11 protein-coding genes are annotated in these 13,426 nt (G+C 42.4%); 7 read left to right on the top strand and 4 right to left on the bottom strand.

Annotated features, from left to right (window positions below):
- Positions 1-9: 9 nt before the first annotated feature.
- From DXB58_RS19555 to DXB58_RS19585, 6 genes are all read left to right on the top strand, one after another.
- The gene (locus DXB58_RS19555; protein WP_008999145.1) at positions 10-552 is read left to right on the top strand and encodes a 2-oxoacid:acceptor oxidoreductase family protein; all 543 of its coding nucleotides are present in this window, start codon (positions 10-12) and stop codon (positions 550-552) included.
- A 120-nt stretch (positions 553-672) separates the two neighbouring features.
- Positions 673-2,724: a putative porin gene (locus DXB58_RS19560; protein WP_122137960.1), complete on the top strand. Its 2,052-nt coding sequence runs from the start codon at positions 673-675 to the stop codon at positions 2,722-2,724.
- A gap of 17 nt (positions 2,725-2,741) precedes the next feature.
- Entirely contained in the window at positions 2,742-3,581 is an 840-nt protein-coding gene (locus DXB58_RS19565) for a transporter substrate-binding domain-containing protein (RefSeq protein WP_122137961.1), read from the top strand.
- 452 nt (positions 3,582-4,033) lie between these two features.
- Complete coding sequence (locus DXB58_RS19575) at positions 4,034-5,020, top strand: Gfo/Idh/MocA family protein (RefSeq protein ID WP_008999133.1); 987 nt, start codon at positions 4,034-4,036, stop codon at positions 5,018-5,020.
- 155 nt (positions 5,021-5,175) lie between these two features.
- Positions 5,176-5,646: a nucleoside deaminase gene (locus tag DXB58_RS19580; protein ID WP_004297398.1), complete on the top strand. Its 471-nt coding sequence runs from the start codon at positions 5,176-5,178 to the stop codon at positions 5,644-5,646.
- A 41-nt stretch (positions 5,647-5,687) separates the two neighbouring features.
- Entirely contained in the window at positions 5,688-6,494 is an 807-nt protein-coding gene (locus tag DXB58_RS19585) for a fimbrillin family protein (RefSeq protein ID WP_122137963.1), read from the top strand.
- Positions 6,495-6,614: 120 nt separating this feature from the next.
- Here DXB58_RS19585 and DXB58_RS19590 read toward each other — a convergent pair whose 3' ends face one another.
- Positions 6,615-8,210 (bottom strand): hypothetical protein, encoded by a 1,596-nt coding sequence (locus DXB58_RS19590; protein WP_122137964.1) that lies wholly within the window; start codon positions 8,208-8,210, stop codon positions 6,615-6,617.
- 25 nt (positions 8,211-8,235) lie between these two features.
- Complete coding sequence (locus DXB58_RS19595) at positions 8,236-9,582, bottom strand: hypothetical protein (protein WP_122137965.1); 1,347 nt, start codon at positions 9,580-9,582, stop codon at positions 8,236-8,238.
- A 264-nt stretch (positions 9,583-9,846) separates the two neighbouring features.
- Here DXB58_RS19595 and prmA point away from each other — a divergent pair, with 264 nt between their 5' ends.
- On the top strand, positions 9,847-10,695 hold the full coding sequence (gene prmA, locus DXB58_RS19600; RefSeq protein ID WP_122137966.1) for a 50S ribosomal protein L11 methyltransferase: 849 nt from the start codon (positions 9,847-9,849) through the stop codon (positions 10,693-10,695).
- Positions 10,696-10,841: 146 nt separating this feature from the next.
- Here the strand turns inward: prmA and DXB58_RS19605 are convergent, their stop codons facing one another.
- Both DXB58_RS19605 and DXB58_RS19610 read right to left on the bottom strand, forming a co-directional pair.
- Positions 10,842-11,348 (bottom strand): flavodoxin, encoded by a 507-nt coding sequence (locus tag DXB58_RS19605; RefSeq protein ID WP_122137967.1) that lies wholly within the window; start codon positions 11,346-11,348, stop codon positions 10,842-10,844.
- Between the two features lie 12 nt (positions 11,349-11,360).
- Positions 11,361-13,397 carry a thiamine pyrophosphate-dependent enzyme gene (locus tag DXB58_RS19610; RefSeq protein ID WP_122137968.1) on the bottom strand — a complete coding sequence of 679 codons (2,037 nt, stop codon included), beginning with the start codon at positions 13,395-13,397 and terminating at the stop codon, positions 11,361-11,363.
- Positions 13,398-13,426 lie beyond the last annotated feature (29 nt).

Raw genomic sequence — 13,426 nt, forward strand, 5'->3', positions numbered from 1 at the left:
AACAGAACAATGAAAGAAGAAATTATTATAGCAGGCTTCGGTGGACAAGGCGTATTGTCTATGGGTAAGATTCTGGCATATTCCGGTCTGATGGAAGGCAAAGAAGTGAGCTGGATGCCGGCTTATGGTCCTGAACAACGAGGTGGAACGGCCAACGTTACAGTTATTGTAAGCGACGACAAGATATCTTCACCGATTCTAAGTAAATATGATGCTGCCATCATTCTGAACCAGCCTTCACTCGAGAAGTTCGAAAGCAAAGTGAAACCCGGCGGTATCCTGATTTATGACGGTTACGGAATTATCCACCCTCCTACTCGCAAGGATATCAAAGTATATCGTATTGACGCAATGGATGCAGCCAACGAGATGAATAATGCCAAAGCATTCAACATGATCGTACTTGGCGGTTTATTGAAACTTCGTCCGGTTGTAACTTTGGAAAATGTAATCAAAGGATTGAAGAAAACCCTGCCGGAACGCCACCACCACTTGATTCCTATGAACGAGGAAGCTATCAAGAAAGGGATGGAGTTAATCCGTGAGGTTTAATAAATTAAAAATTGAGAATTGAGAATTAAGAAATAATTGCTCGCCAAGTAAAGGATGCAACATATTTTTCAATTCTCAATTCTCAATTCTCAATTAAAGTAAGTATCTTTGCCTCCAATTATGAGACGAATCTTACTATTATATATATTACTTTCCGTTATAGGTTTGACGACTGTTCACGCACAGTTCGATAATGGTCGCCAGAGAGTAGACGAAAACGGATACGACCAATACGGAAATCAGGTAGACCCTGCCATGATTCCGGACAGATTGGATAGTGCAAATGTCGAAGTACAGGGATTGCCTCCAAAGTTGTATATGTGGCGTATCAAGAATCAGTTGGGCGACCGGACTATCATCCCGGCAGATACTGCCTTTCATCATTTCCAGAATTCAAACCTGACCGACGGACTCACCGGACATTACAATTATCTGGCCAATATGGGCTCCCCCCGTATGTCACGCATCTTCTTTGACCGCCGTGACCCGGAACCGACTATCTTTATGGAGCCTTTCTCCAGTTTCTTCATTCGTCCTACGGAGTTTAACTTTACCAATAGTAACGTACCTTATACGAATCTGACATATCACAAAGCCGGTAATAAAGTGAACGGGGAAGAACGTTTCAAATCTTATTTTTCTGTCAATGTAAACAAGAAACTGGCTTTCGGATTTAATGTAGACTACTTGTACGGACGAGGATATTACAATAATCAGAATACGGCGTACTTTAACGCAGCTGTTTTCGGTAGCTATATCGGCGACAAATATCAGATGCAGGCTATATACAGCAATAACTACCTGAAAACAAATGAAAACGGAGGTATTGAGGACGACCGGCATATCACTGCACCGGAAGAAATGGCGCAAGGCCAAAGAGAATATGAATCAACTAATATTCCTACCAAACTAAGTGCAACGACCAACCGTAACCATGACTTTTATGTCTTTCTGACCCAACGATATAATCTGGGATTCAGCCGCGACATACCACAGGCCGAAAATGACACCACTCCCGCCAAACAGGAGTTTGTACCTGTCACCAGTTTTATACACACCATCCAGGTAGAGCGGGCACGGCATACCTTCAACTCGAATGATGATATGCGCGAGAAGAATTATTATCAAAACACTTATTTAGATCCGGATAATCCTACGGCCAGAGACAGTACCACCTACGTAGGAATTAAGAATACCATAGGTATTGCTCTATTGGAGGGCTTTAATAAATATGCCAAAGCTGGATTGACAGCATTCGCTTCCTATAAAATCAGTAAGTATACACTGATGAATATGGAAGGAAATCCGTTGCCCGACAAATACAACGAAAATGAAATATTTGTTGGAGGCGAATTATCCAAACGTGAAGGAAATGTGCTTCATTACCATGCGATCGGTGAAGTGGGATTAGGCGGAAAAGCCATCGGTCAATTCAATGTAAAAGGAGATATCGACTTGAATTTCCGATTGTGGAAAGATACTGTCAGTCTTATAGCCCGTGGTGAAGTCAGCAATAAGCTTGCTCCTTTCTATATGCGCCATTATCACTCCAAGCATTTCATGTGGGACGACGATATGGACAAGGAATTCCGTACCCGTATTGAGGGGGAATTGAGCATTGCACGTTGGAGGACACGCCTGAAAGCAGGAGTTGAAAATATCAAGAACTATACTTACTTCAACCAGGAAGCAATGCCGGAACAGAATGGTGGAAGTATACAGGTACTATCTGCAAGTCTTAATCAGGACTTCAAGTTGGGAATCTTCCATCTGGACAATGAGGTGACTTGGCAGAAATCGAGTGACCAGACTGTACTTCCTTTGCCTGATCTATCGCTATATCATAACTTCTATATGCAGTTCAAACTGGCGAAGAAAGTACTTAGTGTGCAATTGGGAGCCGACGTGCGTTATTTCAGCAAATACAATGCACCTGCCTATATGCCGGCCATTCAGAATTTCCACCTGCAACCGACAGACGACCAGGTACAGATAGGAGGTTATCCGATTGTGAATGTATATGCAAACTTACATTTAAAGCGTACACGTTTCTATGTAATGATGTATCACGTGAATCAGGGCATGAGCAGTCCGAATTACTTTCTGTCTCCTCACTACCCCATCAACCCACGTGTGCTGAAATTCGGTCTTTCATGGAATTTCTATGATTAACAAAAACTATACGACTTATGGTATCACGCCCCAAATTGAGACTGTTCAGATATTTAGTGCCAGTGATTATTGTATTGGCATTTATCTTCTCTTTCCGTCAATGCGGTAAGCAGGAAAAACCTGCGGGACATCCGCGTGATTATGCTTCCATTGCCAAAGAGGGTATCATACGTGTAGCTACCGAATATAATTCCATCAGTTTTTATGTAGACAGTGACACCGTTTCCGGCTTTCATTACGAACTGATACAGGCATTCGCCCGGGACAAAGGACTCAAAGCCAAAATAACACCTATTATGAGTTTCGAAGAGCGGTTGGAAGGATTAAGCGAGGGACGTTATGATGTGATTGCTTATGGCATATTAGCCACCAGCAAGTTAAAAGACTCTCTGCTTCTCACCTCTCCCATTTTCCTCAACAAGCAAGTGCTGGTGCAACGCAAAGAGATTGGAGAGAATGATTCACTCTATATCCGTACCCAGCTGGATTTAGCCCAGCGAACACTTCATGTCGTAAAAGGCTCCCCCTCTATTTTGCGTATTCAGAATCTAGGTAATGAGATCGGAGATACTATCTACATCAAGGAGATTGATAAATACGGTTCCGAACAATTGATATCAATGGTAGCGCACGGAGACATCGACTATGCCGTTTGCGACGAAAGCATTGCACTGGCAGCAGCTGATTCGTTGCCGCAAATAGATATCAATACAGCTATCAGCTTCACGCAGTTCTACTCATGGGCAGTCAGCAAACAATCCCCCGCCTTACTCGATAGTTTGAATACATGGCTGGATAAATTCCAAAAGGAAGAGGAGTACCAAAAGATTTATAAGAAATACTATATCTCAAAATAAACTCCCAAAGACTTGACTTTCGCTTCCGAATGTCGTATCTTTATAGAGTTAATGATAAAGTAGTTTCAATTAAACTACGTGTAAAGGAGGGAATTGCGATTCCTTCCTTTCTTGTTATATACCAAGGAGAAAATGATCTCTATAGAAGAAAAATATTCCTCAACCCGGCTTTTATTTCAGTTTCTCCGGTATTCCCCCGCCCTTCACCCGGAGGTATAGTGGTCTTCACCTTGCTTCTTACCGGAATTAGAGTGTGCGTTGCCATCTTTTAGAGGCTCTGTTCTCACCAAACAGACCGTCTGTTCAGCTAAAACAGAACCTCTATTGAAGTAAAACGTAATGTCTGTTTTCCCACTGTCTCTGCTAAGTTAATAATCAATAAAGTTGCTCTTGACAAAAAATAGCTTTATCTTTGGGGGTTGTTAAAACAAACACAATAGGGATAGTATATTATGAGTGAAAAGATTATCAAATGGGGCTTCATTGGTTGTGGAGAAGTAACCAAGACAAAAAGTGGTCCCGCTTTCCAGAAAGTAGAACATTCGGAAGTCGTAGCTGTGATGAGTCGTGACGGTGCGAAAGCGAAAGCGTATGCCAAAGAGAGAGGAATCAAAAAATGGTATGACGATGCACAAGAACTGATCGATGATCCGGAAGTAAATGCCATCTACATTGCCACTCCTCCTTCTTCACATGCTACGTATGCCATTATGTCCATGAAAGCAGGCAAACCTGCCTATATTGAGAAACCAATGGCTGTGACGTATGAAGAATGTACGCGTATCAACCGCATATCCAATGAAACGGGAGTTCCCTGTTTCGTTGCTTACTATCGCCGTTATCTCCCCTATTTCCAGAAAGTAAAGGAATTGGTAGAGAACGGGACTATCGGTAATGTTATCAATGTGCAGATTCGTTTTGCCCAACCGCCACGCGATTTGGATTACAATCGCGAGAATCTTCCCTGGCGTGTGCAGGCTGACATTGCCGGAGGTGGTTACTTCTATGATCTTGCTCCGCACCAGATTGATTTGTTGCAGGATATGTTCGGTTGCATCCTCGAAGCAAGTGGTTATAAGAGCAATCGGGGTGGACTTTATCCTGCCGAAGATACATTAAGCGCCTGTTTCCAATTTGATAACGGATTGGTTGGTAGCGGTTCCTGGTGTTTCGTAGCCCATGACTCTGCCCGCGAAGATCGTATTGAAATTATCGGTGACAAGGGAATGATTTGTTTCTCTGTCTTTACTTATGAGCCTATCGGCTTGCATACCGAAAAAGGACGGGAAGAAATCTGTATCGGTAACCCGGAACATGTGCAACAACCTCTTATTCAGGCAGTGGTCGATCACTTATTAGGTAAGTCCGTTTGTTCCTGCGACGGGGAAAGTGCAACGCTCACTAACTGGGTAATGGACAAGATATTAGGTAAACTATAATCCAAAAAAAAGCAAAAAGAAGGAGCATTTTCTTGCAAAGCTTACCGATACTGTAAAAAAATTAATAGGGATATTCCATTGTATATTGTTAGTTTTTTCTATCTTTGTAAAAAGATGCAAAAGGAAAATGAAACTAACAATATATTTTTTGTGCCATGACTAGAGAAGACTTAATGCGGAAAGCGATCGAGCTTTCCAAAGAAAATGTTGAAAATGGTGGAGGTCCTTTCGGTGCTGTGATTGCCACGAAAGAGGGGGAAATAGTTGCAACAGGAGTAAATCGTGTTACGGCATCTTGTGACCCAACTGCTCATGCCGAAGTGAGTGCAATACGTGCCGCAGCTGCCAAACTCGGTACTTTTAATCTTAGCGGATACGAAATCTATACTTCCTGCGAACCTTGTCCCATGTGTCTCGGTGCTATTTACTGGGCACGATTGGATAAAATGTACTATGGAAACAATAAGACCGATGCCAAGAATATTGGCTTCGACGACTCTTTTATCTATGACGAACTGGAACTGAAGCCTGAAGACAGAAAGCTTCCTTCCGAAATCTTATTGCATAATGAAGCCCTTACTGCCTTCAAAGCCTGGGCGGCCAAAGAAGACAGAGTAGAATATTAAAAAAACCTCTCACTATTATTAACCTATTAATTACCCCTCAAATGAAAAGAAAAAGCCTTTTATTTGTGATGGCATCAGTATGCCTGTTCAGTTGTCAACAACAAGACGAACTGCAAGCCCCCAGTAAAGAAGGTATCAACTTTCTTACTACTGTCGACAATGAAAGTATCACTGACGCTGTTACTCGTAGCAGCAGTAACTTGTCACTTCCTTTAAAAAGTAGTTTTTCAGCCGGAGACGTCATTTCAATGTCCGTTTCCGAGCAGGAATATCAGCCTTTTACCTTGGGAGTAGATAACCAAAATTGGAGCGAGACAGCTACAGATTCGGAAGCTGTAACTTTCTATGCTCATTATCCCGAATTGTCCGGTGATGTAATGACTAGATCCCTCTTTAGTCGCTACCGTGACATCAAAGGCGGTTTAGAATATTTGTTCGGCACAGCCCAAGCCCGCAAAGGTTCTAGCAATGTAGCCCTTACATTCAAACGAATGACTGCGCCCGTTATTCTACTTGATGAAAAAGGCAACCCGTACGAAGGTAAAGCAATCGTTAAACTTTTCTTGAAGAACAAAGGTGTGCAGGATCTTTTCAACGGTAAAATCGAAGCTGACAAGAATGCAACCCCGGAATATATCAGTATCCGGAAAATTTCAGAAGGTATCCTGACTAACTTGATTCCACAGATAATCAAGGCTGGTGAGAAGATTGGTTCTGTAGTTGTAGACGATAAGGAAGAACCTATCATCGCAGATCAGGATATTACCATAGAAGCCGGAAGTCCTGTTACGATGAGACTTTACGGAGGCCGCGGAATTATTGATGAACGGACTCCGTTACGCAGATAAAACAAAAGAATAAAAGTGATACTAATAAAAATCCCCGGAACCGCTGTAGACACTCAGCATTCCAGGGATTTTTTACACACAAAAGTTATTATTGAAATTGAAAACTGTCTCTTTATTAGATTAGAAGCGCATACCTACGGTAAGAACCACCTTATGATTATTATTGGTTACCTTTGTTCCTGGTAATTCTAAACTATCAAAAGCATAGAATGTTTCTTTATAAGTGTTATACAAATATGCCATATCCACATAGAAACTTTCACCACGATAACCACAACCGAATGTATAATTATTAGTAGCACTCGGATTAGAGAACTCCGTATCAGTACGCATTGAGTTTACAGGAAGATACTTAAAAGCGTCTGATTTCAAAGGAGCAGTTATATGATTATATCCCAAACGGAATGAAAATTCCGGTGCTAGCTTAAATTCAGCTCCAACACGAAGTGTATGAACAGGCTTCATCATCGCTTTAATGTCTTCCGTCTGACCTAATTCATATCCGTCCGGATCTTTCATTTTAGCTTTAGTACGGTCTGAATATTCATACTCAACTCCCAATGCGACGGAAGAACCGATAGTATATCCCATACTTGCATTGAATTTCCACGGAGTAACTAATTTATATTCATATTCTCCTTCAGTATCATTTCCACGAGCATCATAAGGTCTGGTAATGTCCTTTGTTTCTTCATTTAAATCAAAAGCAAGATAAGCAGTATTGCGTTCCTTCAAACTAAAGAAAGTCGGAGTATGCACAGCAGCACCTATACGGAACGAAGATGACTCAAAAGGACGAAGAATGAAACCAAGCTTAAAATCAACTCCACTACCATCTACCCAGAAATCATTTCCTAAGGTATATCCTCCATGGCCATTTCCATCCTTGTCTGTAAAGTCTTCATTATATTCGCTGGTTCTATCATAGTTCACACTGTAAAGTCCTAATGTAGCTCCAACATAAAAACGATCATAAAAATTCAACGCACCATTCAAATCAAAAGAATGGATGCCTCCACTTTCTTTTGAACGATAGGACTGACTCACAGCATCTCCTGCCTGAAAATAGGGCAGATACCCCTCAAAGGGAGGTTCTGCATCCGGATTATCAGGATCAACTTCCCCGTAAACAGGATTCACTAAATGAGCATTATATCCCATAATACCCAACCAAGGCAATTCCGGATTTTGGAAAGCATCATCGCTCCTCAAAGCTGCTTCTGTAAATGGATCAAAACCTCCGTATGAATCAAAGTTTACCATGTTGGCCATTTGAACAGTTTGAGAAGTGTTGAATACTCCACTCATCAGCATACTTCTATTAAATGACTTCATTTTGCGATAATTAAAACCAAAGTTGGCAAATCTCAACGCTGTTGTATTTCCTATTTTGGTAGAGAACACAAATCCGGCATTATCGAATGAACCATGAAACTTGTCAAGACTCGCTCCATTAGCTTTTGTTCCTGTATTATCAAAACCAAATGACACCATAAAATCATTGCTGCGATAAATTCCGATACCGGCAGGATTGGTTCCCATAGTGGTAATATCTCCACCCAAGGCTCCCATAGCCCCCCCCATACCTACAAAACGAGCAGTTCCATTTAAATCACTTCCCATCCATCGGTTTGCATCATAGATAGTTGTTTGAGCATTTAGAAATCCTACACCTATCAAAAGAATACAAATCGCTAATATTCTATTACTTTTCATAATCAATCTCTTTTGAAATTATAAATTATCTTCTATAGCTACCGCCAGAACTACGTGAAGAGCTACCACCGCCACTACTACGTGAAGAACTGCCACTGCTACCAGAACTGCGAGAATAACTACCACTGCTACCTGATGAGTAGCTACTTCCACTACTTCTTGAATAGCTACCTGAATTGGAAGAGCGGGATGATGATCTATCAGGTGTATAGCTTCGTGATGTAGAAGTTGAACTTCCGCGTGAGTAGCTACTACCGCTACTGCGACTAGTACTTGTTCTGGAATTTCCCGTTGAACTGTTACTTCTAGTATAGGAAGAACCAGAATTACGTGTGCTAGTACCGGAACTACGTGTACTGCTTGGGCGTGTATATGTTTCCGTATTCCTACGAGAATATGAACTTCCCGAACGAACAGAACCATTACTACTGCTACGAGTATAATCACGCGTTCCTACTACTCTGCTATTTGCACCTGTAGTGGTACCGGAACGACGAACACTTTGTCCAACAGAAGAATTAGTAGGCCGTGTAGTTGATGAACCTGTTCCTCTTCTATAAGAAGTCGAATTATAATTTCTTGAGCCTGAATAATAGGAACGGTTATTTCCATTTATTACACTACGTCCGGCGTAATAAGGTCTTCCACCTCCGCCCCAGCCCCAGCTAGGACCACCGTGCCAGTGGTGGTGATGTCCCCAATAACCGCCGCCATACCAGCCACCCCAGTAGCCGCCATACCAGCCGCCCCAATAGCCCGGAGAATATCCCCAAGAGTAGTAAGGACGATTCCATCCCCAGCCATAGTTCCATCCCCAGCCGTAAGAGCCATAACGCCAATCCCACCAGAGTGGATTACTGAATGTCGGGAATGCGTAAGCATACATACCGTCGGTATATACGTTCCAGTCCCATGAATTCGGACCGTAAACGACATCCCAATACAACGGGCTGCTGATACTAATAGCAAAACGCGGATTGCGGAAACGGATGATACGTTCAGCATATTCATAGTCGTCTTGTGTACCATTGAATTCACCTGTCACCCATTCTCCGTCCAAATCCGGATTAGATTTTTCTTTTATATATAAGGTATCATTATCCATTACGAATTCATTATCACGTGCATCGTAACGGCGGTTATATTCATCCACATCCCGTGTTCTTCCCTTACGGTCCTGAACCACTACTGTAGTACCCGGTGAAGTATAGATGTTGGTCACCTGTTTCTTCGTTTCCTTCTTAACCGGAGTTTCTTTCTTCTCCTGTTTGTCTTTGGAAGGAATGAAGTAAAGGTCGTCCTCAACGCTTTGTGCCATCAAGCCTATCGGGAGGCACAAGGCAAATAGCAAGAAATAAACAATCTTTTTCATATCATCTCGGTTTATGTAATTACTTAAACTTATTCACGTTACAAAGATAAGGAAGAGATTTTTTGTTCGAGGGAGATTTTCCCCAAAGGATAATAGGGATTTCCCTATTTTAGCACTATTATACCGGAAGAAGAACACCATGGTTCCATCAAAATGAAAACATTCAACTTATCAATAGCATCATAAACTTCTCCTCAATACTTCGTCAATCATTCGTTTTTTGAGTATCTTTGCATCTTCATCATTCAGATTAAAAGAAAGATTATGAAATACTTTGAATTTTCATTCCAGACACATCCTTGCACCGAAACGGTGAACGATGTATTAGCTGCGGTATTGGGCGAGGCAGGGTTCGAAAGTTTTGTTGAAAGCAAAGACGGATTGACTGCGTATATTCAACAAGACTTATGCGACGAGACTGTGATTAAAAATGCCATAGCCGAATTTCCTTTACCCGATACAGAAATCACCTATACTTATGTTGAAGCAGAAGACAAGGACTGGAACGAAGAATGGGAAAAGAACTTTTTCCAACCTATCATCATTGGCAATCGCTGTGTGATTCACAGTACTTTCCACCAGGATGTTCCCCAAGCGGAATATGATATTGTTATCAATCCGCAAATGGCTTTCGGCACCGGACACCACGAAACGACAAGCCTTATTATTGAAGAATTACTGGACAGCGAACTGACTAATAAATCTCTACTGGATATGGGTTGTGGGACTTCCATTCTCGCCATCCTGGCACGAATGCGGGGTGCACGTCCTTGCACAGCTATCGATATAGACGAATGGTGTGTACGCAACTCCATCGAAAATATCGAATTGAATCATGTAGATGATATTGCTGTTTCACAGGGAGATGCCTCGTCACTGGCCGGAAAAGGTCCTTTCGATATTATCATTGCCAATATCAACCGGAACATATTACTGAATGACATGAAACAGTATGTTGCCTGTATGCATCCGGGATCCGAACTGTTGATGAGTGGATTCTATGTAGATGATATTGCTGTTATCCGCGAGGAGGCAGAAAAGAACGGACTGACTTATGTTCATTATAAAGAGAAGAACCGCTGGGCAGAAGTGAAGTTCATCTTTAAAGCGTGATATTGATATACATTGACATTCATTTCGGAAGACCGGACGTTTACCTCATAAAAAAAGACATATCTTTCCTCTTAATACAAAGGAAAGGTATGTCTCTTTAATCTTTATTCCGGTCACTATTCGCCGGTTCTAGTACTTATCAGGAATTATTCAAACTCTTTCTTGACCTGTTTACACCATTCTTTTATTTTCTCTTCCGCCTGTTCTGACTGATTATCCAAATCGATAACCAAACCGCACCATTGACCATCACGCAATGCCTTAGAACGTTCGAAGGTATATCCGCTGGAAGAAGTAAAGCCGACTAACGTAGCTCCATCTTCTTCAAACACCTCTGCCAACAGTCCGATGCCATCTGCAAAATTCTCCGGGTAACGTATCTGATCTCCCAAGCCGAAGATTGCAACCTTTTTTCCTTTCAATTTCATTGTCCGTAACTCCGGCAACAGTTCATCCCAATAAGTAGGAAGTTCTCCGTCAAACCAAGTTGAAGCACCGATAATGAAACAATCATAAGCCTCAAAGTCATTTTGCCAGGCCTGTTCAATAGGCACTGTCTCTATCTTTTCCTTACCGAATTCTTTCTGTATTTTCTCTGCTACCCAACTCGTTCTTTCGGCTTTGGTAGCATAAAATAAACCTATCTTTTTCATAATCCACACTATTTAATATTCCAATAATTTCCGGGCAGCCTCGTATATCTTGGCCTCATCCGGCAGAATTTCCTTTTCCAAAATCGGATTAAAACCGACAGGAGTAAAAGTAGAACCGACACGCTGCACCGGTCCATCAAGATAGCGGAACATCTCTCCACTAATCATAGCAGCTAGCTCCGCACCAAAACCGGAGAATACTTTATCTTCATGAACGACCAATGCCTTGCTCGTTTTCTTGACCGATTCGAATATCGCCTCTTTATCTAACGGAATCAAAGAACGAATATCAATGACTTCTACTTTCCAGCCACCTTCTTTTTCTAATCGCTCTGCTGCGTGCAAACAGAAATGGGTGGTATTGCCATAGGTAATAATGCTCAAATCTGTTCCCTCACGACGAATACGTGCTTTCCCGAAAGGTACTTCAAAATCTTCCGGCACTACTGCCGCCGCTTCTACCGAATTATACAATGCTTTCGGTTCGAGGAACAACGTGAAACCCTTGGATCGCATACTGGTACGAAGCAATCCGGCAGCATCATCCGCAAAAGACGGGCAGACAATACGTGCCCCTGGTAAAGTGGTCAAAGCTCCCTCCAGGTTTTGAGAATGATACAAGCCTCCACCGATATAGCCACCGGAAGCCAGACGCAGAGTTATATTCGGAGCAAATTTCCCATTGCTACGCCAGTACTCATGTGTACACTCCACATATTGTTCTACGGCAGGCCAGAAATAATCGGCAAACTCCGCTCCCTCAATCACCACATGAATTTTAGGATCAAAGCGACTCATTCCATTGGCGGTGCCTACAATATAATCTTCCGCAATCGGTGCACTGAATACACGGGCTTCGCCGAATTCCTGCTGCATACCTTTGGTTACATTAAACACGCCTCCTTTTTCCCTGTTTGCCACATCCTGTCCCCAAATAAAGGTATCGGGATTATGGCGGAATTCAGCTTTCAATGTTTCATTAATGGCATTGACCAGAAAAGTCTTCTCCCCTTCCGCCTCATGTGTGCCGTCTTTATATTTCTGTGGCTGATAAGGTTCGGGCATTACAAAGTCATAAATGCTTTTAGGATCGGGATCGGGAGCAGCCAAAGCCTTCCGGTTGGCAGCAGACAATTCTTTCTTTGCATCAGCTTCTATTTGTTGCAGTTCTTCCTCGGTCAGACGTTTATAACGCAGCAGCATCCGGCGGAACTTCATCAAGGGATCAGCATCTTTCACATATTCCAATTCATTCTCATCCCGATACAAGGTGTGTTTATCTGAATTGGAGTGCGAACCGATCCGGACACAATTCGCTTGCACAATAACCGGATTACGGGTGCTGATAGCATATTCCCGTGCTTCGGTCATAGCATTCATCGAATCGAATACATCCTTTCCGTTACAATAGATAATCTTCAAGTTCTTGAAGCCCGAGAAGTTCTCGGCCACTTTACGGTTGGCAGTCTGTTCCGATTTGGGTACGGAAATACCATACCCATTATCTTGTATTACAAAAATCACCGGAAGACGTTCGAGACTGGCACCATTGATAGCTTCGTAAACGAATCCTTCGGAAGTAGCCGACTCTCCGTGAGAAGTGATAGCCACGCCTTTATGTCCATAATATACCATTGCTCTGGCCACACCTGCTGCGTGAAGGTCGTGTGTGCCAGTAGCAGAGGAAATGTTTTCAATGTGCCATTCCGGTTTGGCGAAATGGTTCGACATGTGACGTCCTCCGCTACCCGGGTCTGTCGCTTTCGAGATACCATTCAGAATGATTTCTTCCGGAGTCATTCCGGCAGAAAGCACGGTTAACATATCCCGGTAGTATGGGAACAGGAAATCTTCACCGAGGGTGAATACCTGACCGACAGCAAGTTGAATACCATCATGTCCTGCATAGGGAGCATGATAAGACCAACCCAAAGATTGCAACAGGTAAGACGGTGCCTTTTCGTCCAAGGCACGCCCCAATGTCATCAGATGATACCACTTTTTCAGGGTTTCTACATCTGTAGTCTTTATATCATATTTCTTTTTCATGAGTAATGAAGTTCTTAATGAATGAAACA

Origin of the sequence: Bacteroides sp. OM05-10AA (assembly GCF_003439055.1) — a bacterium.
Lineage (GTDB): Bacteria > Bacteroidota > Bacteroidia > Bacteroidales > Bacteroidaceae > Bacteroides > Bacteroides intestinigallinarum.